The sequence below is a fragment of the Massilia aquatica genome, assembly GCF_011682045.1.
In the GTDB taxonomy this organism is placed as follows: Bacteria; Pseudomonadota; Gammaproteobacteria; order Burkholderiales; family Burkholderiaceae_D; genus Telluria_A; species Telluria_A aquatica.
The window spans coordinates 44,108-68,059 of record NZ_VVIW01000020.1; the positions used below are offsets into that span (position 1 = coordinate 44,108).

General features: G+C 65.3%; 17 protein-coding genes and 1 pseudogene. 12 read left to right on the top strand and 6 right to left on the bottom strand.

Going from position 1 to position 23,952, the window contains the following annotated elements; translation table 11 throughout:
- Positions 1 to 14: 14 nt before the first annotated feature.
- A complete protein-coding gene (locus F1609_RS34820) occupies positions 15 to 677 on the top strand; it encodes an Hsp20/alpha crystallin family protein (protein ID WP_229422062.1) in 663 nt (220 codons plus the stop codon).
- Positions 678 to 821: 144 nt separating this feature from the next.
- Here the strand turns inward: F1609_RS34820 and F1609_RS25540 are convergent, their stop codons facing one another.
- The 3 genes from F1609_RS25540 to F1609_RS25550 are packed head-to-tail and all read right to left on the bottom strand — an operon-like array spanning position 822 to position 3,012.
- Positions 822 to 1,247, bottom strand: coding sequence for a BLUF domain-containing protein (locus F1609_RS25540; protein ID WP_166896467.1), 426 nt, complete (start codon positions 1,245 to 1,247; stop codon positions 822 to 824).
- Between the two features lie 18 nt (positions 1,248 to 1,265).
- Positions 1,266 to 1,973 (bottom strand): GTP cyclohydrolase I, encoded by a 708-nt coding sequence (gene folE / locus F1609_RS25545; RefSeq protein ID WP_166896465.1) that lies wholly within the window; start codon positions 1,971 to 1,973, stop codon positions 1,266 to 1,268.
- Positions 1,974 to 2,013: 40 nt separating this feature from the next.
- On the bottom strand, positions 2,014 to 3,012 hold the full coding sequence (locus F1609_RS25550) for a MerR family transcriptional regulator (RefSeq protein ID WP_167079463.1): 999 nt from the start codon (positions 3,010 to 3,012) through the stop codon (positions 2,014 to 2,016).
- 186 nt (positions 3,013 to 3,198) lie between these two features.
- Between F1609_RS25550 and F1609_RS25555 the strand changes: the two genes are divergently transcribed.
- Entirely contained in the window at positions 3,199 to 3,507 is a 309-nt protein-coding gene (locus tag F1609_RS25555; RefSeq protein ID WP_167079464.1) for a PsiF family protein, read from the top strand.
- A gap of 25 nt (positions 3,508 to 3,532) precedes the next feature.
- Here F1609_RS25555 and F1609_RS25560 read toward each other — a convergent pair whose 3' ends face one another.
- Positions 3,533 to 5,803 carry an outer membrane beta-barrel family protein gene (locus F1609_RS25560; protein WP_167079465.1) on the bottom strand — a complete coding sequence of 757 codons (2,271 nt, stop codon included), beginning with the start codon at positions 5,801 to 5,803 and terminating at the stop codon, positions 3,533 to 3,535.
- Positions 5,804 to 6,325: 522 nt separating this feature from the next.
- Between F1609_RS25560 and F1609_RS34825 the strand changes: the two are divergent.
- The 7 genes and pseudogenes from F1609_RS34825 to F1609_RS25595 all read left to right on the top strand — a co-directional run.
- Positions 6,326 to 6,556: pseudogene (locus tag F1609_RS34825) on the top strand (EAL domain-containing protein); the annotation flags it as partial.
- Between the two features lie 166 nt (positions 6,557 to 6,722).
- Positions 6,723 to 7,925 carry an ammonium transporter gene (locus F1609_RS25570; RefSeq protein ID WP_167079466.1) on the top strand — a complete coding sequence of 401 codons (1,203 nt, stop codon included), beginning with the start codon at positions 6,723 to 6,725 and terminating at the stop codon, positions 7,923 to 7,925.
- A 116-nt stretch (positions 7,926 to 8,041) separates the two neighbouring features.
- Positions 8,042 to 8,740, top strand: a complete 699-nt coding sequence (locus F1609_RS25575) for a FadR/GntR family transcriptional regulator (RefSeq protein ID WP_166896455.1) — start codon at positions 8,042 to 8,044, stop codon at positions 8,738 to 8,740.
- 190 nt (positions 8,741 to 8,930) lie between these two features.
- The gene (locus F1609_RS25580; RefSeq protein ID WP_167079467.1) at positions 8,931 to 11,750 is read left to right on the top strand and encodes a TonB-dependent receptor domain-containing protein; all 2,820 of its coding nucleotides are present in this window, start codon (positions 8,931 to 8,933) and stop codon (positions 11,748 to 11,750) included.
- On the top strand, positions 11,750 to 12,547 hold the full coding sequence (locus F1609_RS25585; protein ID WP_229422063.1) for a rhamnogalacturonan acetylesterase: 798 nt from the start codon (positions 11,750 to 11,752) through the stop codon (positions 12,545 to 12,547). Before F1609_RS25580 ends, F1609_RS25585 begins: the two co-directional genes overlap by 1 nt.
- Positions 12,548 to 12,737: 190 nt before the next feature.
- Complete coding sequence (locus F1609_RS25590) at positions 12,738 to 14,945, top strand: pectinesterase family protein (RefSeq protein ID WP_167079468.1); 2,208 nt, start codon at positions 12,738 to 12,740, stop codon at positions 14,943 to 14,945.
- Positions 14,946 to 15,012: 67 nt separating this feature from the next.
- On the top strand, positions 15,013 to 15,219 hold the full coding sequence (locus tag F1609_RS25595) for a hypothetical protein (protein ID WP_166878016.1): 207 nt from the start codon (positions 15,013 to 15,015) through the stop codon (positions 15,217 to 15,219).
- An 18-nt stretch (positions 15,220 to 15,237) separates the two neighbouring features.
- Here the strand turns inward: F1609_RS25595 and F1609_RS25600 are convergent, their stop codons facing one another.
- Both F1609_RS25600 and F1609_RS25605 read right to left on the bottom strand, forming a co-directional pair.
- Positions 15,238 to 16,857, bottom strand: a complete 1,620-nt coding sequence (locus F1609_RS25600) for a glycoside hydrolase family 43 protein (protein ID WP_167079469.1) — start codon at positions 16,855 to 16,857, stop codon at positions 15,238 to 15,240.
- Positions 16,854 to 17,801, bottom strand: a complete 948-nt coding sequence (locus tag F1609_RS25605) for an alpha/beta hydrolase (RefSeq protein ID WP_167079470.1) — start codon at positions 17,799 to 17,801, stop codon at positions 16,854 to 16,856. Before F1609_RS25605 ends, F1609_RS25600 begins: the two co-directional genes overlap by 4 nt.
- Before the next feature lie 214 nt (positions 17,802 to 18,015).
- Between F1609_RS25605 and F1609_RS25610 the strand changes: the two genes are divergently transcribed.
- The 3 genes from F1609_RS25610 to F1609_RS25620 all read left to right on the top strand — a co-directional run bounded on the left by F1609_RS25610 (position 18,016) and on the right by F1609_RS25620 (position 23,922).
- Complete coding sequence (locus F1609_RS25610; protein WP_370661677.1) at positions 18,016 to 19,422, top strand: glycoside hydrolase family 88/105 protein; 1,407 nt, start codon at positions 18,016 to 18,018, stop codon at positions 19,420 to 19,422.
- A gap of 7 nt (positions 19,423 to 19,429) precedes the next feature.
- A complete protein-coding gene (locus F1609_RS25615) occupies positions 19,430 to 20,662 on the top strand; it encodes a DUF4861 family protein (protein ID WP_167079471.1) in 1,233 nt (410 codons plus the stop codon).
- Positions 20,663 to 20,955: 293 nt separating this feature from the next.
- Positions 20,956 to 23,922, top strand: a complete 2,967-nt coding sequence (locus F1609_RS25620) for a TonB-dependent receptor (protein WP_196785492.1) — start codon at positions 20,956 to 20,958, stop codon at positions 23,920 to 23,922.
- The last annotated feature ends 30 nt before the right edge of the window (positions 23,923 to 23,952 follow it).

Genomic DNA, 23,952 nt, shown 5'->3' on the forward strand with positions numbered 1-23,952 from the left:
CAGGAGAGCGCACCATGACGAACGACGACAAAGAGCACAGCGGTGCGGCAGACGCGCCAGATATCGCTGGCCAGGCAAGCAATCCAGGGCCGATGGGTAATCCGTCCGATGCCGCCCTTGCAGGCAGTGCGGGCAACACCGGCAATGTGGGCGGCGCCGCTGGCAGCGAGGCGGGCGGTGATATGCGCGGCAGTGGCCGCAGTGGCACCGGCGCCGGCCAGGAAGGCAGTGCAAGCACGGCCGGCGCTAGCGCTCAGGGCAGCGCGCAGGCGGGCGGCGCTGACACAGGCGGGATGACCACAACCCGCTCTCCGGACCAGGCCGGCGGCAGCATCGCGCCCCGCACCGGCGTGCTGATCCCACCGGTGGACGTGATCGAAGACGCCAGCGGCATCACCCTGCTTGCCGACATGCCGGGCGTGTCCAAGGACAAGCTCGACCTGCGCCTGGAAACGAACAGTCTCACCATCAATGGCGCCGTCTCGCTCGATGTGCCGGAGGGAATGGAATCGCGCTACGCCGAGGTCAAGCACCAGCAATACCAGCGCACCTTCGCGCTGTCGAAAGAACTTGATGGCGAACAGGCCAGCGCCGAACTGGCGCACGGGGTACTCAAGATCCGTATTCCGAAAACAGCGCATGCGCAGCCGCGCAGGGTACAGATCAACGTTACGTAGGCTTAGAAGACAACACGCCGACCCGGCCCAAGGTGCGGGACGGCCGGGCGGCAGGGGCTGCGGCATTGTGGGGGGGCCAGCACCCGTGCAGCGCGGCTGCGGCGCTGCCGTTCGGCCAGCGTTTGGCTAGCCTCGTGCCCGTCCTTACGGGTGCCCGACCACCGACGCGCTGGCCATCAGCTCGTCGATCAGCGCCAGCGAATTCTTGCCCGACATGGCATGCGGATTTAATCCCGGCAAGTCCGAAAAGCGCAGCAGGGTCGACGGATTGATGCGCGCCAGGTTGGCCTTGCCCATGGTCCAGCCGGCATAACGCCGCTCGTTGATTTCTTCGTAGTGCAGCAGCACCACATCGGTGTGGCGCGGATCGCGCACGATTTTCGCGTACAGCCCGTTGATCGCCTCGCGCCCGCCTTCGAGCACCTGCATGTAGACGTGCTCGCTGTGGCACAAAATGCCCGTGATGCCCTGGGCCGGATTGTGCGCGTGCGACTGGCACATGATGTCGTGAATCGTATCGGGCTGCGGCGAAGCAATGGCGCGGCTGGCGTACAGGAGACGGACGAGCATGGTGTGATTCTCCGAAGATCAGCGTTTAATCAGGGACAGGAACTCGCGCCGCAGCGCCGGATCTTTCAGGAACGAACCGTGCATGACGCTGTTGATCATTTTCGCATCCATATCCTTCACGCCGCGCCACTGCATGCAAAAATGGTCCGCTTCCATCACAACCGCCAGCCCGTCCGGCTGCATTTTTTCCTGTAGCAAGTCAGCCAGTTGCACCACGGCTTCTTCCTGGATTTGCGGACGGCTCATGATCCAGTTGGCGATGCGTGCGTACTTCGACAGGCCGATCAGCGCCGAATGCTCGTTCGGCATCACCCCGATCCAGACCTTGCCGATCACCGGGCACAGGTGGTGCGAACAGGCGCTGCGCACCGTGATCGGGCCGATGATCATCAGCTCGTTCAGATGCGATGCGTTGGGAAACTCCGTGACCGGCGGCATCGGCACATAGCGGCCGCCGAAGACTTCGTTGATGAACATCTTGGCCACGCGGCGCCCGGTGTCCTGGGTATTGTGGTCGCTCACGGTATCGATCACCAGGCTCTCGAGCACGCCTTGCAGCTTGGCGCTGACTTCGTCGAGCAGCTCGTCGAGTTCGCCCGGTTCAATAAAACGCGCGATATTGTCGTTGGCGTGGAAGCGCGTCTTGCTGGCGACCAGGCGCGCGCGGATGCGCTCCGACACCGTCACGGTGCTGGGTTGGTATTCGGTAGTCAGTCCGTTCGACATGCTCAATTCCTGTATAAATAGATAAAAATGGCGGCCCGGCTCACGCCAGCCCATCCGGCAGCGGCAAGCCTTCGGCCCGCGCCAGCCGTTCCAGCGCATGTTCCAGCAGCACGCGCGCTTGCGCGGCGGCCTGCCCCAATTCCTGGTGCAAGGCCGCGTCGCTGGGATTGCGCGATCCGCATTGCACACTGTAACGTTCAAAACTGCCGATCATCAGCAAAATATCGGCCAGGTGACGCGGACATTCGCACATCACGCTGTTGCTGGCCGCTGCCAGCGCCGCCAGCGCCTGGTCGTCCAGCCGGCGCGGCGCCACCGCCTCGCCGGGCGGCACCAGCGGCACGCGCGGCGGCGCGGCAAGGTGCGCGCGCCGGGCCGGAAACGCCACCTGGCACAGCAATGCCACCTCGGCCATGTCGGATGGCGCGCGTGCCACCAGGCAACCGAGGGCGCGCAGGTGGCGGATGGTGGCGCTGGCGCAAAACCGGTATAGCACCACCACCGCCGGCGTGCCGCACGCCAGGCGCGCCGCCGCCACCAGCGGCAGGGCCGAATCGTCCAGTTCCGACAACTCGATCAGCAGCACATCGGCGCCCACACCGCGCAAGGCGGTGGGTGCCTCTTCCAGCCGGGCGCAGGATTGGCGCACGTCCAGCGTGAGCAGCTCGCGCCCGCCGGCGGTCAACTGGCGCGCCAGTCCCGCGCCCGCCACCGCCACCCGGATCGGTCCGCTGGCGCCGGTGTCGGTTTCCAGCGGCTCGGCCAGGTGCTGGAGCTGTTCCAGCGGCAAATGGGCCATGGCGCCGATCGGATGGCCCTGGTCGACCAGTTGCTTGATCAGGCTCAGCCGGCGCACCTGGGCGCTCGAATACAAACGTTGCCCGCGCGCCGAACGTTGCGGTGTCGACACACCATAGCGGCGCTCCCACACCCGCAAGGTTTCGACCGGCAATCCCGCCAGGCGTGCTGCCACGCCGCTGCGGTAGGCGCCGGTGTCGTCGGAGCGCACGGTTTCGTGATCGGTAGAAAGTTCATTCATGGCGTCATCCTTCATGTTGAACCGCTTGTGAACCGTGAAAAATCAATTATACCGCTTCAAATCATGGACAGTTGGAAGAGGGCCAAAAAGCCCCGGTGGCAAGAAAAAGTGGTGGCCGAAGTGACATCTGACGTATATTTACCTTGTTGCACGTCGGAACAATCCAACTACCTGAGGACGATCATGATGAAAAAGATGTTGATGAGCTGCGCCCTGCTGGCGTTCACCGGTGCCGCGTTTGCCGCGCCCGAAGCAGCCGCGCCGGTGGCCAAATCGGCCCAGCAGAACAAGATGGTGACCTGCAACGCCGACGCCAGCGGCAAGAAAGGCGACGAGCGCAAAGCCTTCATGAAAGAATGCCTGAGCGGCAAACCAGCAGCCCCGGCCGCCACGCCGCAGCAGAACAAGATGAAGACCTGCAATGCCGAGGCAGCGGGTAAAAAAGGCGACGAGCGCAAAGCGTTCATGAAAACCTGCCTGAGCGCCCCCAAATAAGCCAACCACCCCGGTGTTTGGCTGTTCAGGCGCCTGGCCGGCGTCCGCCCGGCGTCACGCCACCCAAGCGGTACGACAATCCCAGGTAAATCAGCCGCCCATCGTAGCGGCGCAGGCTGCTTTCGCGCAGGATGTCGCTGTCGATGCGCGACTGGGTCTTGTTCGAATCGAACATGTCCGTCACATTCAGCACCACGTTCAGGCGCGGCGTCAGGCTATGCCGGTAGCTCAGGTTGACCGTCGAATTCGGCTCGCGAACACCTTGCCCGATCAGGGTCTTGCCCTGCGTGTTGAACACCACCTGCACCTGATCGGCCGCACTGACCTGGTAATTGATGCGCCCGCGCAGATTGAGCGAGGTGGCCGAACGCCGCAGCGCCGCACCGTTGTTGTTCAGGTAGGCCTGCTCGCTGTACCCCAGATTCCCGCTGGTGCTGAGCGATAAGGTCTTGCCGACCTTCCCGCTCAGGCTGAACTCCAGCCCGCCCGACTGGCGGCCGCCGCTGTTGTCGCGCGTGGTCAACAGCACGTTGTCGCCAATAAAGTAGCGCCGCTCGGAAATCAGATCGTGTTCCTTGCGCAAAAACGCGCGCAGGTTGGACTCCACCGGCCCCAGCGCGGTATCGAGGCCGAGCTCGATCGAATCGGTCTCCGACGGCAGCAATCCCGGATTGCCGGACGAGACATTCACCTCATCCCGGTACACCACGAACGGATTCAGATCCCCCGCCACCGGCCGCTGGATGCGATGCGCATAGCTGAGCCTGATCGTGGTCTTGTCGGACGCCTTGTAACTGATAAAGAAGCTCGGAATCGTGCTCAGGTAGTCGTTGCGCGCTTCGCTGCGCGCCGTCAGTTGGCGGATATCGACCCGGGTATATTCCGCGCGCAAGCCGCCCAGCACGCCCCAGCGTTCGTCCACCCGCCACTGCCACGAGCCGTACAGCGCCGCCGTGGTCTCGTCGAGCGCGAAGCGGTTGCTGCGCGCCGCGTTGTCGGTCTGGTCCATGGTGAGCGCATCGATGTTCACATGGCGCGCGTCGACGCTGCCGGCATTGCGCGCCAGTTTATAGCCGAGTTTCAGCATGGCCGTGTCGATCGAGCGCTCATAGTCGCCGCTCCAGTCGGTAACCCGGTTGCGGCTGCCGCTGCCCTGGCGGCTGAAGGCGCGCTGCCTGCCGTCGCTGTCGTACAGATAACTGTTCGCGTAGGCGCTGTCGTTGCGGTTGCTGCTGGTGGACACGCGCAGGTCCATCTTGAACAGTTCGCCGTCGGCTTCGCCCTTGTGCTCGCCGCGCACGCCCCAGCTGCTGTTTTCGCTGGTGCCGCTGCGCTCGCTGGTGCGCAAGTAATCGCTGGCCAGTTCGCCCGTCGCGCCGTTGTTCACATAGTGGTCGCGCCCGTGCTGGTCGTTGCTGCGCTTGCTGTAGGCGAGATTCGCGGCCAGCTTGCTGCGCGTGCCCAGGTTGTAACCGACGCCGCCATTGATGCCGAACGCATCGTTGAGCCCTGCCCCGCTCGACGCCTGCGTGCTGCGCCGCACCGCCCCGCTGACCGGATCGATGCGCTCGCGCACCACCGTGGCCATGGAATCGCGCCCGTCATGGCGCGCGTTGATGCCGCCCTGGAAGCTGAACAGCCCCTGGTTGTAGCTCCCGGACAGCGCCGAATTGGCGCGTCCGCCCGTGCCCGCATTCAGGTTGGCCACGCCCAGGCCGCCGGCGCGCTTGTTGCGCCGCGTGACCAGGTTGATGATCGGCCCGCCGCCGCCTTCGTTGCCGAACTGCGCCCCCGGGTTGTTGATCACTTCCACCGATTCGATATCGTCGGCGGCCATCGCGGCCAGCGCCGCACCACGGTTCTCGCCCTGCAACATGGCCGACGGTTTGCCGTCGATCAGGATCTGCACATTGCTGTTGCCGCGCAGGCTGACGCTGCCGTCCGGATCGACCGCCACCGACGGCACATTGCCCAGCGCATCGGCGGCCGAACCGTTGGTCGTGCTCACGTCGGCCTTGATGTCGTACACCTGGCGGTCGATGCGGTTGGTCGGACGCTCGCCTTCGACCGTGACCGACGGCACCGGCATATCGCCCTCCGGCGGCGGCTTGGGCGGCGCCGCCGTGCGGGCGGCCTGCACCACAGCGCTTGGCGTACCGGCGGCCGGCGTAACACCAGCCGGCGCCAGCGGACCTTGCGCCTGCGCGCCATGCCCGGCGCTTGCGGCCAGCAGCGCCAGCCACAGTGGTCTTGCGCGGCGGGCACCGCGCGGGCGGGGCAATCGAAACTGTTTCATCGGGAAACTCGGGCGAGATCCAGGCGCTGGATAATAATGCCGCTAACTTAAGATCCGTCCTTCCCGCAGAGGGGGAACGCACAGCGTTCCCGCCTCCGAGGGAAGTCTTTTCTGCCAGTGGCAAGAAAGACGGTTTCGAGGTTTGCGGCATAAAACCGCTTAACTTAAGGGCATTAGGCGCTGGATGGGGATTGATGGAATTGTCCAGCGGGCACTATACACAGACTGCGCGCGAAACGTTCCTGAAATCAATTGATTCCGCTATCGCCCGCAGAGCCCCCAACGCGTCAATACACCATTTGCGAAATAATTTGTCCGGAAGCAGGCACTTTCTTGCAGCGCGGGACGATCCTGGCGTCGAACAAGGCCTGGCGCGATTTCGCGCTCGCCAACGGCGGCGACCCGCTGTGCGTCAGCGAAGGCATCAATTATTTCGACGTGTGCGACCGCGCCGCGCTGTCCGGCTGCGGCGACGCCGCCCACGTCGCCCAGCTGATCGGCATTTCCACCGACATCAGCGAAATCCAGATGTCGATCGACGACTTCGGCACCGGCTATTCCTCCTTGTCCTACCTCAAGAAATTCCACATCGACTATCTGAAAATCGACCAGTCGTTTGTCCTCAAGATGGTGGCCGGCCCGGACGATCTGGCCTTGTGCCAAGCCATCGCCGTCATGGGCCACAAGCTCGGCATCAAGGTCATCGCCGAAGGCGTCGAGACGCAGGAACAGCGTGACCTGCTCACTGGCGCCGCACCAAAACGGATGCGCCGCCGTGGTGCGTGCGGCGCCTGCACGCCCCGCGCGCGCCACATTCCCCTTCCAGATCAGGCACTTGGCGCCACGCACCAAAATGGAACGATTATTGCTTAATCAAAGAACATCACATCTTCCATGCACCTTTATCGGGAATCGTCCAATGAACGGAACCAACCACGCCGCCGACGCGCTCTTCATTTTGCTCGGCGCCATCATGATCCTGGCCATGCACGCCGGCTTTGCCTTCCTGGAACTGGGTACGGTCAGGAAGAAGAACCAGGTCAATGCCCTGGTCAAGATCCTGGCCGACTTTGCGGTGTCGACGATTGCCTATTTTTTCATCGGCTACGGCATTTCCTATGGCGTCGATTTCTTCGCCAGCGCCGACGTGCTGGCCGAGCGCAACGGCTACCAACTGGTCAAATTCTTCTTCCTGCTCACCTTCGCCGCCGCGATTCCGGCGATCGTCTCGGGCGGCATTGCCGAGCGCGCCAAGTTTCATCCGCAGTTGATCGCCACCGCCTTGCTGGTCGGCTTCATCTATCCGCTGTTCGAAGGCATCGCCTGGAACGGGCGCTTCGGCATCCAGGCCTGTTTCAAGCTCGTCTTCGGCGCCGAGTTCCACGACTTTGCCGGTTCGGTCGTGGTGCACGCCGTGGGCGGCTGGATCGCCCTGCCCGCCGTGCTGCTGCTGGGGGCGCGGCGCGGGCGCTACGGGCGCAACGGCGCCATCGCCGCCCATCCGCCCTCCTCGATTCCCTTCCTCGCGCTGGGCGCCTGGATCCTGGCGGTGGGCTGGTTCGGCTTTAACGTCATGAGCGCGCAAACGCTCGACAAGATGAACGGCCTGGTCGCCGTCAACTCGCTCATGGCCATGGTCGGCGGCACCCTGGCTGCGCTGGTGCTCGGCAAGAACGATCCCGGTTTTACCTACAACGGCCCGCTGGCCGGACTGGTGGCCGTGTGCGCCGGCTCGGACCTGATGCACCCGCTCGGCGCGCTGGCCACCGGCGCCATCGCCGGCGCGATTTTCGTAGCCATGTTCACCCTGACCCAAAACCGCTGGAAGATCGACGACGTGCTCGGCGTGTGGCCGCTGCACGGCCTGTGCGGCACCTGGGGCGGCATCGCGGCCGGCATCTTCGGGCTGAAAAGCCTGGGCGGCATGGGCGGCGTGGCGTTCCTGTCGCAACTGGCCGGCACCGTGCTCGGCGTGGCCATTGCGCTGGCCGGCGGCTACCTGGTGTATGGCGTGCTGAAAAAGACCATGGGCTTGCGGCTCGACCCGGAGCAGGAATTCCAGGGCGCCGATTTGTCGATCCACCACATTTCATCGACGCCGGAAAGGGAATCGAACTGGTAGCGGGTACGTGAGGGAGCCTTGCAACGGGGGAGCCTTGCAACATCGGCCATACCAAACTAAAATCAGGCGGGCATGTCAACACTTCCCTCACGTCTTACCCCGGATCCAAGCAATCAATGAAGAAACCCTCTGCGCCGCAAGAATCGACCTCGGCTGAGCCGCGCCTGTACCGGGTGGTGGCCACCCGCATCCAGGCCCTGATCCGCGACGAGAGCATCAAGGCCGGCGAGCGCCTGCCGGCCGAGCGCGACCTGGCCGCCAAGCTCAGCGTGAGCCGCGCATCGCTGCGCGAAGCGCTGATCGTGCTCGAACTGAGCGGCATCGTGGAAGTGCGCGGCGGCTCCGGCGTGTATGTCAGCGAGCAGGCCACGGCGCAGGCCGATGTGCCTGAAGTCGGGCCGGGTCCGTTCGAAGTGCTGGCCGCGCGCCGCATGATCGAGTCCGAAGTGGCGGCGCTGGCCGCCAAGATGGCCACCGACTCGGCCATCGACGCGATCCTGACGGCGGTGCTGGAGATGGAACACCATCACGAAGACCGGGCCAGCAACGAGCAGGCCGACCGCAATTTTCACCTGGCGATTGCACGCGCCACGGGGAACACGGCGCTGGTGGGGGTGGTGGATTATTTGTGGAACCAGCGCGGCAGCTTGTGGCACAAGCTCAAGGAGCATTTCCAGACCGAGGATTTGCGCGTGACCACCCTGACCGACCACCGCAAGATTCTCGAGGCGATTGCCTCGCATGACGTGGCTGGCGCGCGCCAGGCGATGCGCGCGCACCTGGAGCGGGTAACGCGCACCTTTTCGCGCGGGTAGCCGCCCGGCAGTCGCCCCACATCCTTTTCCACCACACTTTTATGTCCACCTCGCCAGCGCGGGCGTGGGCCGTGCGCAATCGTGCCGATCAGGCATAAAATGCACAACTGGCAAGTCCACCTTGATTAATTGGTCAGGCCAAACTAGAATTGGCCTAACCATAAAAGCAATACCAATCAGGAGACACGCCGTGCCAAACTCATCCAGGTTCCCGCAACCGAAGCGACTGCTTTCCTCTATCGCCATCGCGGTCCTGAGCCTGATGAACCAGGCCGCCGCCCGGCAGAGCGACGACGGCATGACCCGGATCGAAGTGACCGGCTCCTCCATCAAGCGCCTGGCCAGCGAAAACGCCCTGCCCCTGACCACCATCAAGGCCGACGACCTGGTCAACCGCGGCCTGACCACGATGTCCGAAGTGGCCACCTCGCTCACCGCCGGCGCCACCAACGAACCGGTGGGCGGCGGCGGTGGCGGCACCATGATCAACATGCGCGGCCTGAACACCAACCGCACCCTGGTCCTGCTCAACGGCCGGCGCCTGGCCAACGAAGCCATCGGCGACAGCGCGATCAACGTCGACGTGATTCCGATGAGCGCCATCGAACGGGTCGACGTGCTGCGCGACGGCGCCTCGGCCATCTACGGCACCGATGCGATTGCCGGCGTGGTCAACTTCATCACCAGGCGCGCCATCACCGGCACCACCGCCAGCGCCAGCGTCATGGCGCCCGAGCGCAGCGGCGGCGGCGACCAGCGCCGTTTCAGCCTGACCACCGGCAAAGGCGACCTGGCCAAGGACGGCTGGAACATCTACGCCGCCTTCGACACCCAGAAACGCAGCGCCCTCATGCAGCGCGACCGCCCCAACATCAGCGACCCCGACGACATTGCCCGCCTCGGCGGCACCGCCTTCACCAGCAACACCTCCGGCTCCTCGTCGGCGCCGGCCAACTACACCGTCTACGCCAACGGCAAACCGACCAGCGTCACCGGCAACCCGTATTTCGGCGCCGGCTGCGTGGCGCCGTACCAGGGCCAGTACACGGTTCCCTCGACCAAGCCGGGCGGCGCCGGCAGCAAGACCTGCGTGCTCGCCCCCAACCTGTATCCGCAACTGCTGGCCGACAACAAGCAAACCACCTTGCTGACCAAGGGCAGCCTGCGCCACGGCGACGGCAAGCTGCTGACGGTCGAACTGCTCAGTTCCGAGTCCTGGATCGACGCCCTCAATCCGCCGCAGCCCTTCGGCGCCCAGACCGACTACGACAAGGTCAATCCCGGGCTGAGGAAGCCCTTGATGATCACCAAAAACAGCAAATGGTATCCGGGGGGAGCGGGCGGCGTGCCCGCCGTGGCCGGCCTGAACGGCGCCGACCTCGCGCTCACCTGGAGCCTGGACGAACTCGGCCCGGCGATGACCGACGACCGCCAGAACAGCCACCGCCTGGTGCTCACCGAAGAAGGCCAGTTCAAGGGCTGGGACTACAAGGCCGGCTTTAATTACGCCTACAGCAAGCGCACCGTCAAATTCCTGAGCGGCTACCTGCGCACGCCCGAGCTGTACAAGGGCGTGGCCGACGGCGTGCTCAACCCTTTTGGTGCGCAGGACGCCGCCGGCCAGGCGTATCTTGACAGCATCACCGCCGCCGGCCTGGTCAACCGCCGCGCCGAAGTCCACTACTACGGCCCCGACCTGACCCTCAACCGCGAGCTGATGACCCTGGGCGGCGGCGCGCTGGCGCTCGCCGTCGGCGCCGACCTGCACCGCGAAACCTACCGCGACGCTTCCGGCGACATTGGCGAGGCGGTGGTCTACAAAGTCTCCGGCACGCCCAACCGCTACCCGAGCGGCCAGCGCACCGTGTTCGGCACCTACCTGGAACTGGACGCGCCGTTCACAAAGCAACTGAATGTGAACCTGGCCATGCGCGCCGACCGCTTCAGCGACTTCGGCACCACCTTCAACCCCAAGGCCAGCGTGCGCTACGAGCCATCCAAGGCGCTGATGCTGCGCGCCACCGCCAGCACGGGTTTCCGCGCCCCGACCCTGCCCGAGCTGTACGGCACCCCGCAAACCCGCGTACCGTCCACCTCCAAGTGGGATGACCCGCTGCTGTGCCCGAGCGGCACGCCCGGCATCAGCGGCACCGGCACCCTCACCACCGACCCGCAATACGCCGGCCTGAACCTGGACGCCGCCAAGGTCTGCGGCAGCACCCTGACCGTGCTCACCGGCGCCAACCCCGACCTCGAGCCGGAAAAGTCGAAGACCTTCACCGCCGGCATCGTCATCGAACCGATCAAGAACCTGGTGGCCTCGCTCGACTTCTGGAACGTCGAAATGACAGGCACGATCGCACAGATTTCCGAAGACACGATCTTTGGCGACGTCAACAAATACAACAAGCTGTTCGTGCGCAATCCCGACGGCACCCTGGCCTACATCACCAAGACGCGTTTGAACATGGGCGGCCTGCGCACGCAGGGCATCGACGCCAGCCTGAACTACACCCTGCCGACCGCCACGATGGGGCGTTTCGGCATGTCCTTCGACGGCACCTACGTCAACAAATACGAAGGCCAGAACGAAGAAGGCGGCGACTGGATCGACAGCGTCGGCAAACCGGGCGCGCTCTCGACCGGCGCCACCTCGGCCAACACCTACGTCTTCAAATGGAAGCACAACCTGCGCCTGTCGTGGAGCCGCGGCGGCTTCGGCACCCAGCTGACGCAGTCGTACACCTCGAGCTACATCGACACCAACGCCCTGCCGAGCCAGAAGCCGGGGCAGCCGTTCTACAACGAGATCGCGCCGTACATCCTGTACAACCTGACCACCAGCTACGCCTGGAACAAGCAGCTCAAGTTCACCTTCGGGGTGAACAACCTGCTGGACGTCGACCCGCCGCTGTCGAACCAGCGACTGAGTTCGCGCGTGGTATTCGCGCAAAACATCGCCAAGCCGATCGGCCGCGCCTACAACGTGCGCGTGAACTACACCTTCTGATGATGAACAGCCTTCACTTCCTGACAGCGCTGGCCTGCCTGGCGCTAGCTGGCGGCACAGCGGCGCAAGCGGCCGATGACGCCGCCAAACCGGCGCGCATCATCCTCGTCGGCGACTCGACCATGGCGACCCGTTCCGGCTACGGCGACGCCCTGTGCCAGCGCCTGCGCGCCGGCGTGGCCTGCATCAACCTGGCGCGTGGAGGACGCAGCTCCGGCAGCTTTCGCGCGGAAGGGCGCTGGGACGAAGTGCAGGCGCTGCTGCGCGACGGCGCCGCGTTCAGCGCCAGCTACGTGCTGATCCAGTTCGGCCACAACGACCAGCCGGGCAAACCCGGGCGCTCGACCGACCTGGTGACCCAGTTCCCGCAAAACATCGCCCGTTATGTCAGCGAAGCGCGCGCGCTCGGCGGCGTGCCGGTGCTGGTCACGCCGCTGACGCGGCGCATTTTCAAGGGCCCATATCTGCGCGACGATTTGGGGCCGTGGGCGTCCGAAGTGCGGCGCGTGGCGAAAGAGACTGGCGCCTTGCTGGTCGACCTGAACAAGATCAGCGCCGACGCGGTGCAAGCGATGGGGTCAAGCGAAGCCGACACCCTGGCGCAAGCGCTGCCGCCCGACCCGAACGCAGCGCCGGTCGTAGCGGCACCGGGTGTCGCCGTCGAACCGCAAGGCACGCCCAAAACCAGCTTCGACCGCACCCACGTCGGCGCCAAAGGCGCGGCGCTTTTTTCCGGCATGGTCGCCAGCGAGTTGCGGCGCCAGATTCCCGCCCTGCGTCCCGCCTTCGCCCCGTGAGCACCAATCCATGTCCAAGCGCCTGACCGCCCCTCTGCTGCTCACCCTGCTCCTGACTCCCATCGCTCAGGGTTCGGAAAAAGTTGTAATAAAACCGGGGACAGACCCCGGTTTTGCAAGAGCGAACTTGATCGTAAAAGTTGCAAAACCGGGGACAGACCCCGGTTTTGCAACACCGCCCGACAAGGTGATGCGCCTTGACGAAGATCCCGCGGCCGTCCGCACGCTGTTCACGCAGGTGGCGCCCGCCACCGACTATTTTGTCGAGGCACGCATCCGCGCCTTGCCCGGCCCGCCCGGCCAGCTGTATTTGCTCGGCCGTCATGTCGACGCCGACAACTGGCTCGGCGCCGGCCTGCGGATGTGCGATGCCAGCCCGACCGTCCAGGCCGACATCGTGCGCCAGCAGGACGGCCAGCTCGGCCGCCTGAAACAGGTCAAACGCACCATCCCCAGCGAGGGTCGCTTTCTCACCGTGCGCTTTGAGATGATCGGCGAGTCGTTGACCGTCTATCTCAACGGCGAAAAACTCAGCACCGCCACCGTGCCCGGCTCGGCCATCCCCGGCGCGCTCGGCGTCTACAGCAGCGGCAAGGGGTTTGAACTGGCCGATATCCGCGTGGGCAATCCCGCCGACAAACCCATGCGCATCGCGCCCGCCGTCGCCGCCAGCAGCTTCAGGGCGCAAGCCGGCGATCCGCCGTCGACGCTGGCCATCAGCGCGTTCAACGGCGACGGCGTCACGCCGGCGCGCTTTACGGTCCGTTCCAGCAACCCGGCCGTGGCCAGCGCCGTCGTGCGCGGCAACAGCATCGTGGTCACGCCCAAGCAGCCCGGCAGCGCCAGCCTGATCGTCGCCAGCGCCGCCGATCCGACCGTGCAGAGCATCATCGACGCGACCATCGGGCCCGCCTTCGCGCCGCCCGCCGCGTCCAGGACCGACCTCGCCGGCGCCATCTCCCCGCCGGCGCGCGCCGACGCGGTGCAGACCGACACCCTGCTGCGCCTGCGCTTCGACCAGCCGCCGCGCCTCGGCAGCGCCGGTTCGGTGCGCATCTACCGCCAGGCCGATCACAAGCTGGTCGATATCATCCGTCCCGGCGATGAAGTGGCGGCCATCGGCTACCCCGGCCAGGACCAGCTGCGCTACACGCGCCGCGCCCCGATCACCATCGACGGCCACCACGCCACCATCCGTCCGCACGCCAACCGCCTCGCCTACGCCAGCGCCTATTACGTGGTGATCGAGGCGGGCGTGTTCGACAACGCGGCCATCAACGGCGCGCCGTTCGCCGGTGTCGGCCGCGCCGATGGATGGATCTTCCGCACCCGCGCCACGGCGCCATCCGGCACCAGCTTGACGGTGGACGCTGACGGCCCGGCCGATTTCCGTACCGTGCAGGGCGCGCTGAACCACGCGATGCGGCATGCCGGCCAGGCCACGCCGGTCACAATCGCCGTGGCCAACGGCCGCTACGACGAGATGCTGTTCATCCGGGGCAAGGACAACCTCACCATCAAGGGCGAAAGCCGCGACGGCGTGGTCATCCACAACGGCAACAACGATGGCCACAACCCGGGCTCGGGCCTGAGCCAGCCTCCCCAATCCCCATCCTTCACCGGCGGGCGCGCCCTGCTGATGGTCGAAACATCCGACCTGCTCACGCTCGACACGCTGACCCTGAAAAACACCACCCTGCGCTCCGACAAGATCGCCGGCCAGGCCGAAACCGTCTACTTCAACAACGACAGCGGCCGCCTGATCGCGCGCAACGCCAGCTTTTTCAGCGAGCAGGATACGATCCAGGTCAAAGGCTATTCCTGGTTCTACCGCACGCTGATCGAAGGCAACGTCGACTTCATCTGGGGCGCCAACCGCGCAGCCCTGTTTGAAGAAAGCGAACTGCGCTCGGTCGGCGACAGCGCCAATCCGTCCAGCGGCGGCTATGTGGTGCAGGCGCGCACGGTGAGCGCGGCGGACCCCGGCTTCGTGTTCCTCAACAGCGCACTGACGCACGGCCCCGGCCCGGGTCCGCTGGCCAACAAGATCGCGCGCGGCGCCACCTACCTGGCGCGCAGTCCGGGTACCAAGGCCACCTGGGATAACGTGGCCTATATCAACTGCAAGATGGGCGAGCACATCGCCCCGGCCGGCTGGGGCGGCAAGGGCGTGCAGCGCGAGCCGGCGCCTAATCCGGCCAGCGCAACGGCCGCCAGCGGCTGGCGCGAATCGGGCAGCATGGACCTGGACGGCAAGCCGCTCGACTTGTCGCAAAGGGTGGGCGGTGCGATTCTCAACGCAAAGGAAGCGGCCGCGCTGTCGAGCCGGGCGGCGGTGTTTTCCGGTTTCGATGGCGGGCGGGGATGGCACCCGGAACCAGGGCTGGCGACGCCCTGAGCCGGGTTCGTGATACGCTAGCGGGCTGTTTCAGCCGCGCGCCGCCCTCATGATCCAACTTCGACACATGCAAAAAATAAATTCCAAAGCCCAGCTCAACTGGATCCTGCTGCGCGGCCTGATCGCGTTCGCTCTTGGCGCCGGCGTGGTCATCACGCGCGACATGGACGCCAGCGCCTGGCTGGTCGTGATCGGCGTACCCGCCGCGCTGACCGCCTTCAACGTCTGGCGCTGGCGCCGTTCGCGCATGGCGGCCAACGATCCGGCCTTTTAAGCGCTCCGCTGTCCAGCCCTAGCGGCTGACGCGGAAATAATCGACATCGGCGTGCGCCTGCGCGCCACCCGCGCTGAACAAGCCCATCTGCGCCCCAACCCAGCGCCCCATGCTGGCATTGAACGGCTGCCCCGCCTCCACAAAACGGCTGTTATCGAGGCTGTACGAGAACCTGGCCACGCCATCGGCCATGGTCATGCGCAGGTACACCGCATTCCCATCGACCGGCGCCACCAGCTGATCCTTCTCGGTGCACGCGTTTTCATTGCCCTCGCACAGCCCCAGCACCAGCTGCGATCCCGCTCCCGCACGGCGCAATCCCAGCCACGCATACTTCATCCCCAGTAGCACCATCCCGGCCCGGTCGCCCTCCTGCGTGGCCGACAGTTCGATGCGCGTGTCGACCGTGAACGCCGGCGCCGGCAGCTTCTGCGTCAGCACCGACGCCATCTCGCGCAGATTGGTCCCCGGCTGCGCCTGCAAACGCAACTGGCCGGGTCTTGCCGCCAGCGATGTCCATTCCGGCTTGCCGTTCGCGCTCCACTGCCATTGCAGCCCCAGCGCCGCGCTTGAGAACTCGTCGCCTGTGGGCGGCACCCGCACCGGACCGGACGCATGCGGCTTGGCATGCCGCACGAAGGGCTGGCCCACGCCGCTGGCGTCGACTTCCTCGCCGATCAGCGGCCAGCCATCCTTCCAGCGCATCGGCTGCAAGTGCACCACGCGCCCGTACGCGCGCTTGTCCTGGAAGTGGAAGAACCAGTCGCTGCCATCCTGCGCCGTCACCCAGGCGCCCTGGTGCGGACCGTTGATGCTGGACTTGCCCTGCGCCATCACAATCTTGTCTTCATACGGCCCGCTAATGCTGCGCGAACGGAACACCGACTGCCAGCCTTCCTCCACCCCACCGGCCGGCGCGAAGACATAATAGTAACCATCCTTCTTGTAGAACTTCGGCCCTTCCAGCGTCTTGTAGTTCGGCAGCTTGTTGCCGTCGATGACGATCTGGCCGCTCGTATCGAGCAGGCTGCGCCCGTCCGGCGCCATGCTGCGCAAGGTCAGCACGTTGTTGAAACCGGCCCGGCTCTTGGCCCAGCCGTGCAGCAGGTAAGCCTTGCCGTCGTCGTCCCACAGCGGGGTCGGGTCGATCAGGCCCTTGCCGCCGGCCAGCAGGTGCGGCGCGCTCCAAGGTCCCTTGAAATCGGTGGCGGTCATGACGTAGATGCCGAAGTCCGGATCGGGATAAAAAATCCAGAATTGTCCATCATGAAACCGCAGACACGGCGCCCACACCCCCTTGCCCGGCTGCGGCGTGGCGAACACGTTTTCCGGCACCAGTTTCGGCAGTGCGTGGCCGACCAGTTCCCAGTTGACCATGTCTTTCGATTGCAGCAGCGGCAGGCCGGGCGTGTTGCTGAAGCTCGATGCGGTCATGTAATAGGTCTCGCCGACGCGAATCGCATCCGGGTCGGAATAGTCGGCGTGCAGGATCGGATTCTGGTACTGGCCGTTGCCCAGGTCGGCCGTCCACGGCTGCTGCGGCGCACTCGGCGTACTCTGGCAGGCGCCAAGCGCCAGCGGCAGGATCAGCGGCAGGAACAAGGGCACGGCCCGGTGCAGGAAATGCGGTGTGGTCATGGTGCTGGTCTCGTTGTTGTTGGAATATGGGTATGCAGGAACGCGGCGATGGCGTCGGCCGTGGGGTCGATCCACGGCTCGAACAGCCAGAAGGAGTGCGGCGAATCGGGCAGCATGACAACTTGCGTGGCGACGCCGGCGGCGGTCATTTTGTCGATCATCTCGTCGCGCCCGACGGCAAAGCGCGGCTGCGCGCTGCCGATGAACAGCATCGGCGGCGTGTGGCGGTTGACGTAGAAGGTGGGCGAGGCTTCGCGCCACAGGCCGGCCGCTTCGGCGTAGCTGCCGCCAAACCAGAAGCCGGCGGCCGATGGTTTTTTCTTCGGGTCGTCTTCGTTGGCGCGCGCGGCCGGCGAGGTGAAGTCGGACAGGCCGTCGATGTTGATCACCGCCTGCGCGGCGCTCGATACCGGGTTGCCTTCGCCATCGGGATCGAACGTCGGCGTGCCGCTGGTAACGCCCGCCAGGCTGGCGATTTGCCCGCCGGCCGAGCCGCCCGCCAGCGCGATCCGCTGCGGGTCGATGCCGTGCGCCGCGCTGTTGGCGCGCAGCCAGCGCACGGCGGCCTTGACGTCGTGGATGGCGGCCGGGTAGCGCGCTTCGTCGGCCAGGCGGTAGTCGATGACGGCGGCGGCGATGCCGCGCGCGGCCAGGCGCGCGGCCAGCGGCGCCATGTTGCTGCGCTCGCCGGAACGCCAGCCGCCGCCGTGCACCAGCAGCACCGCCGCCAACGGCCCCTGATTGCGCGTGATTTGTCCCGGCAGGTGCAGATCGAGCTGCAACAGGTGCTGTCCGCGGCGCGCATAGCCGATCCCGCTGATGGTGACCGTTTCAACGCCGGTGTGCGTGCCCGCGATCTTGATGAAGGGGTAGGTCTTGACCAGCCTGGCGTAGGTGGTCGCGGCGTTGTAGGGAACCGCGCCCGGCACGCTTTGCTCCGTCATTCCCACGCACCCGCACAGCAGCGCGCCCGTCAATACGATTGCCCAGCCCCGCACAGCATTGCCCATCGCGATCTTCCCAGTTCATCCACGTGTCGATAAAGTATGCCATGGGCTGACACAAGTGGCTAGTCCGCCTTGCACATTTGGCCTGACCAAACTAGAATGGCCTGACCAAATAGCGCTTAAAAAATCATCACTTATAACAGGGGACAATGTGAATACAGCACTTAAACTGTTTGCCGCCATCGCCACGGTGGCCTGCATGGCCAGCCCGGCGCAGGCCGAAGGCCCGTTCCGCAATCCGGACAACAAGAACCTGACCGACCCGGGCGAGGGCACCTATCCGGTCCCGTACAAAAAGCCGGTGGTGGCCGACATCACCGCCGCCCTGCACCGCATCCGCGGCTTCATGGAAACAGCAACTCCCACCCGCGTGGTCGACAAAAAGACCGGCGCCCCGATTACCGACTTCAGCAAACCGAACGCCAGCGCCATCACCGAAGCGAGCCATGCGGACATGGGCATCATGGTCTACGAAATGGGCGTGGTGCATGCCGGCATGGTCAAGGCCCAGGAAGTGACCGGCGATAAGCGCTTTACCGACCTGACCGCGCGCCACTTCAACTTCTTCGCCGAGAAACTGCCCTACTTCCAGGCCCAGGAAAAGCAGTTCAAGCTCGAACGCGGCAACAGCTTTTCGCGCTTCATCGATCCGCGCGCGCTCGACGACGCCGGTTCCATGTGCGCCGCCATGATGCGCGCCCGCGCCCTGAAAATCGGCCCGGACATGGCCAACATCATCGCCACCTGCAGCGACTGGGTGGTCAACAAGCAGTTCCGCCTGAAAGACGGCACCATGGCGCGCGAACGCCCGCAAGCGGTGTCGCTGTGGGCCGACGACCTGTACATGTCGGTCCCCGCGCTGGCCGAACTGGGCCGCATGACCGGCAAGCGCGCGCACTTCGACGACGCCGTCAAGAATGTGCTGCAGATGAGCGGCTACCTGTTCAACAAACAGACCAGACTGTACACCCACGGCTGGAACGCCAACAACCCCGACGCCCCGGACTTTTACTGGGCGCGCGCCAACGGCTGGGCGGTGATGAGCATGTCCGACCTGCTCGACGTGCTGCCGAAAGACCACCCGGGCTATCCGCAGGTGCTGGCGCAGTTGCGCACGACCCTGAAAAGCATCGGCGAGCGCCAGTCCGGCACCGGCCTGTGGCACCAGATGCTCGACCGTAACGATTCCTACCTCGAAACCTCGGCCAGCGCCATGTTCGTGTACGTGTTTGCGCACGCGATCAACCAGGGCTGGATCAGCCCGACGACCTATGGCTCGATCGCCCAGGCCGGCTGGGCCGGTCTGTCGACCCGCATCAACGACAAGGGCCAGGTCGAAGGCACGTGCGTCGGCACCACCTTCGCCAGCGACCAGGTGTATTACTACAACCGCCCGACCAGCCCGTTTGCGCTGCACGGCTACGGCCCGACCCTGCTGGCTGGCGCCGAGATGATCAAGCTGATCAACAACCCGGACATCGAAGTCCAGCACAAGGTGCGCACCTATCACTACATGCCCAAGGGCGCCGGCCAGACCAACTACCGCGAACATCACTGAGAACGCCATGACCAGATCACTCGCTTCGTTTTCCTTCCTTGCCCTGGCCGCCGCGGCAGCTGCGGCAAGCTCGCCGCTGGCGCACGCCGCCCCGGCCGCCACCATCACGGTCAGCCATGAGCTCGACATTGCGCGCCCGTCGGAAACCATCGTCCTGCCGTGGAGAGAGATCAACCGCGCCCTGCCCGGCGCGCTGATCCAGCGCATCGCCGTCAAGGATGCGGCCGGACGCGTGCTGCCGTATCAGGTGACGAATATCGCGCCGCTGGCCAAGGACCCGAAGAACATCGGCAGCGCCTACGGCGAGCTGATTTTCCAGCACAGCTTTGCGGCCGGCGAACAGCGCGCCATCTTCACGGTCGAGCACATCGACACGGTGGCGCCGCCGTTTCCGGTGAAAGCCTTCGCCCGCTTCGTGCCGGAACGGCTCGACGACTTCGCCTGGGAAAACGACAAGCTGGCGCACCGCACCTACGGCCCTGCGCTGGGCGCGCCGGCGGCCAGTCCGGGCGCCAAGGAAGTGCTGGTCACCAGCGGGCTCGATATCTGGTTCAAGCGGGTGCCGTATCCGATCGTCGACCGCTGGTACAACAAGGGCCACGACCATTATCACAAGGATGAAGGCGAAGGCATGGACATGTACAACGTCGGCAAGACGCGCGGCGCCGGCGGCACCGGGGTGTGGGATGGCACGGCTTTGTACACCGGCAAGAACTTCAGCGGGTGGAAGGTGCTGGCCAACGGCCCGGTGCGCGCCGTGTTCGAACTGAGCTACGACAGCTGGGATGCGGGCGGCACGCCGGTGTCCGAGGTCAAGCGCTTCACGGTCGATGCCGGGCATTACCTGGACCGCATCGACAGCACGTTTACCTTTGCCGGCAAGGCGGGCATCGATGTGGCGGTGGGCCTGAACAAGACCCCGACCGACAAGGGCCAGACACCGAGCCTCAAGGTGAGCAGCAAGGCGCCGGGCATTCTGATGCAGTGGGTCGAGCAGGCCAGCAATGGCGCGATGGGCACGGCGATCATCCTGCCGACCTCAACCAGCTTTACCGAGGATGGGCTCAATCACCTGGTGGTGGCGCCGGCGGCGAGCGGCAAGCCGCTGCGCTACTACGCGGGGGCGGCATGGAGCCGGGCCGGCGAGATCCTGAGCGGGCAGGACTGGGAACGCTACCTGGTGGCGGCGGCGGCGCGCGATGCCAGCCCGGTCAGGGTGAGCGTGGCGGTCACGCCATAAAAACCACAAAGCGGTCTGACCATAAAAAGATTGTGGCCTGACCAATTGTGCAAAGATGTAAACCGGCCTAGAATTGGTCAACCGCTTAATAAGCTGGCAGCAACAAGCCAGGCGCCACGGGGGTTGGGGAATGCGTTGACGTAAGCCGCGTCGTCCCCGCGAAGGCGGGGACGACGAGCTAAATGGTTTTCGCATTTTCCAAGATCGGCGCGCGGTACCCGGCCGGTTGTTGGATCAGCGGCAGCAAGACCGCGCGGCATCCGGCTGTATTCTCATAATGATAGGAGACAGCAATGCGCATCACCGACCAGACCCGCGCGCTCGGCAAATTCGCCGTGCGCCTCATGGGCAGCACATCCGTTACCGCGCTGGCCATCAGCGGGGCCTACGCCCAGACCAGCGCTCAACCGAGCTCGCCGCCCGCAGACCAGCAAGCCCAGACCGTCGTCGTCACCGGCTTGCGCGCTTCGCTCGAGAGCGCCCTCAACAAGAAAAAAGAAGACTTCGGCATCGTCGACGTCATCAAGTCCGAAGACATGGGCAAGTTCCCGGACACCAACCTGGCCGAGTCCCTGCAACGGGTCCCCGGCGTGGTCATCGACCGCGATGCCGGCGAAGGCCGCAACATCACCGTGCGCGGCCTGGGACAGGATTTCACCCGCGTGCGCATCAACGGCGTCGAGGGCCTGGCCACCACCGGCGGCACCGACAGTTCCGGCGGCGCCAACCGCTCGCGCGGTTTCGACTTCAACGTCTTCGCCGCCGAACTGTTCAGCTCCCTGACGGTGCGCAAAAGTTCCTCGGCCGATGTCGACGAAGGCTCGCTTGGCGCCACGGTCGACCTGCAAACCATGCGCCCGTTCGACCTGAAAGGCTTCAACGCCACCGTCATGCTCAAGGGCCGCTACAACGACCTGTCCGAAAAGACCGACCCGCGCGTCGCCTTTCTGCTGTCGAACACCTTCGCCGACCGCAAGCTCGGCGTGCTGGTGTCGGGCGCCTACTCCAAGCGCCAGGTGTATGAAGAAGGCTTTTCCACGGTGCGCTGGGATAATGGCCCGTCCTCGGGCGGCTGGTGCGCACCGATGGGCATGGCCGCCAACCCGGCCAACTCGACCGCGACCACCTGCGGCCCGGCGGCCCAGGGCGTGGCGCGCCTGCCCAATAGCCCGGGCGCCGTGGCCGCCTACAACGCCGCCAGCAACCCGAACAACTTCACCCCGCGCATTCCGCGCTACGGCCGCCTGACCCACGACCAGGACCGCCTCGGCCTGACCGCGTCGGTCCAGTGGCGCCCCGCCGCCGGCACGCGCCTGACGCTCGACATGCTGTACTCCAAGCTCGACGCAACGCGCCAGGAAGACTATCTGCAAGCGACCTCGTTCAGCCGTGGCGCCACCCAGGGCGGCAAACCGCAGACCAGCGTGGTCGACACCGCCTACGCACCGAATGGCGCCCTGCTGTACGGCACCTACAACGGCGTCGACATCCGCGCCGAATCGCGCTACGACGAACTGAACACCACCTTCACCCAGCCGACATTGACGTTCGAGCACGAACTGAACGAGCGCATGCGCCTGAATGCCCGGGTCGGGCGCGCCACCTCCAAATTCCGCAACCCGATCCAGACCACCACCACGCTCGACGCCCTCAACGTCAACGGCTACCGCATCGACTTCCGTGGCAACGACCGCCTGCCGTCGATCAACTACCCGTTCAACACCAGCCAGGCCGGCGGCGCACTCGGGATCGTCGGCGTGCCGCAGATGGCCAGCGGCGCCCAGCCATCGAGCATCGCCAACACCAGCCCGAGCGAAATCCGCATGCGTCCGCAAGGCGCCAACAACCGCAACGATGTCGGCCACCTCGACCTGGCCTGGGACGTCATACCCGACAAGTTCACGCTGAAAGCCGGCGCCGACTACAAAAAGTTCGAATTCGATTCCTACGAGTTCCGCCGCGTGAACCAGGGCGACACGATTTTCGCGCCGCCGGCAGGCGTCTCGGCGGCCAGCCTGAGCACCCAGATCAACGGCTTCGGCAAAGGGCTCGGCATGCCGGCCGGTACGCCATCGGGCTGGGTCCTGCCCAACCTGAACGGCATCGCCCAGGCCTACGACATCTACTGCAACTGCATCAAGAGCGGCCCGGCCGGCGGCCCCGGCGACTTCACCCTGTCCTCGATCACCAACGCCAATGCGCGCGGCAACAACCGCTCGGTCAGCGAAGAAGACAACGGCCTGTTCCTGATGGGCGAGTTCACGAGCGAGCTGGGCGGCATTGCGCTGCGCGGCAACCTCGGCGTGCGCTATGTCGAGACGCAGCAGAGTTCGACCGGCTACCAGGCGGTCGGCAACGGCACCGCGGTCACGATCGACAACGACTACCACGACGTGCTGCCGTCGTTCAACATCGCCGCCAACATCACCAAGAACTTCATCGTGCGCGCCGCCGCCGCCAAGGTCATGTCGCGCCCGCAACTGGCCAACCTGACGCCGGGCGGCAGCGTGGCCACCACCGGCACCCTGTCGATCACCAGCGGCAACCCGATGCTCAAACCGTTCCGCGCCAAGGCCTTCGACACCAGCTTCGAGTGGTACTTCGAGAAGAACGCCTTCATCGGCGTCGGCCTGTTCCAGAAGAACATCGCCACCTACATCCAGAGCATCCGCAACGATGTGCGCTTCAAGGATACCGGCCTGCCGCTGTCGCTGCTGCCGACCAACATGACGGGCGACGAAATCTTCCAGTTCACCGCGCCGATCAACACCGAAGGCGGCAAGCTGCGCGGGCTGGAACTGAACTACCAGCAACCGTTCACCTTCCTGCCGGGCTGGGGCCGCAACTTCGGCAGCTTGCTGAACTACACCTACGTCAAGTCGAAGATGGACTACGTGGTCTCGCCCAACAGCAACCAGACCGTCACCGACGACCTCTTGAACCTGTCGCCGAAATCGTGGAACGCCACCCTGTACTACGATGACGGCAAGCTCAGCGCGCGCGTCTCGACCTCGCAGCGTTCGGGTTTTGTGACCCGGGTGCCGGGCCAGAACAACAACGATGTCGAAGGCAAGAACAAGACCTTCAACGTCGATGTATCGTTCTCGTACAAAGTCAACGAAAAGCTCGAGCTGACCCTGGAAGGCGTGAACCTGACCAACGAGGAGAACGACCAGTTCGCCAGCCGCGCCCGCAACAGCGTGGTGGTCAACAACGTGACCGGCCGCGAAGTGCTGGCCGGCCTGCGTTACAAGTTCTGACCCCGTCTCGCGGTGTTGCAAAACCGGCGG

Bases quoted from the DNA above. Each gene is read 5' to 3' on its own strand.
- F1609_RS34820 (WP_229422062.1), top strand. From the start codon at position 15: ATGACGAACGACGACAAAGAGCACAGCGGTGCGGCAGACGCGCCAGAT.
- F1609_RS25540 (WP_166896467.1), bottom strand. From the start codon at position 1,247: ATGCTCGTCCGTCTCCTGTACGCCAGCCGCGCCATTGCTTCGCCGCAG.
- folE (WP_166896465.1), bottom strand. From the start codon at position 1,973: ATGTCGAACGGACTGACTACCGAATACCAACCCAGCACCGTGACGGTG.
- F1609_RS25550 (WP_167079463.1), bottom strand. From the start codon at position 3,012: ATGAATGAACTTTCTACCGATCACGAAACCGTGCGCTCCGACGACACC.
- F1609_RS25555 (WP_167079464.1), top strand. From the start codon at position 3,199: ATGAAAAAGATGTTGATGAGCTGCGCCCTGCTGGCGTTCACCGGTGCC.
- F1609_RS25560 (WP_167079465.1), bottom strand. From the start codon at position 5,803: ATGAAACAGTTTCGATTGCCCCGCCCGCGCGGTGCCCGCCGCGCAAGA.
- F1609_RS25570 (WP_167079466.1), top strand. From the start codon at position 6,723: ATGAACGGAACCAACCACGCCGCCGACGCGCTCTTCATTTTGCTCGGC.
- F1609_RS25575 (WP_166896455.1), top strand. From the start codon at position 8,042: ATGAAGAAACCCTCTGCGCCGCAAGAATCGACCTCGGCTGAGCCGCGC.
- F1609_RS25585 (WP_229422063.1), top strand. From the start codon at position 11,750: ATGATGAACAGCCTTCACTTCCTGACAGCGCTGGCCTGCCTGGCGCTA.
- F1609_RS25590 (WP_167079468.1), top strand. From the start codon at position 12,738: ATGCGCCTTGACGAAGATCCCGCGGCCGTCCGCACGCTGTTCACGCAG.
- F1609_RS25595 (WP_166878016.1), top strand. From the start codon at position 15,013: ATGCAAAAAATAAATTCCAAAGCCCAGCTCAACTGGATCCTGCTGCGC.
- F1609_RS25600 (WP_167079469.1), bottom strand. From the start codon at position 16,857: ATGACCACACCGCATTTCCTGCACCGGGCCGTGCCCTTGTTCCTGCCG.
- F1609_RS25605 (WP_167079470.1), bottom strand. From the start codon at position 17,801: ATGACGGAGCAAAGCGTGCCGGGCGCGGTTCCCTACAACGCCGCGACC.
- F1609_RS25615 (WP_167079471.1), top strand. From the start codon at position 19,430: ATGACCAGATCACTCGCTTCGTTTTCCTTCCTTGCCCTGGCCGCCGCG.
- F1609_RS25620 (WP_196785492.1), top strand. From the start codon at position 20,956: ATGCGCATCACCGACCAGACCCGCGCGCTCGGCAAATTCGCCGTGCGC.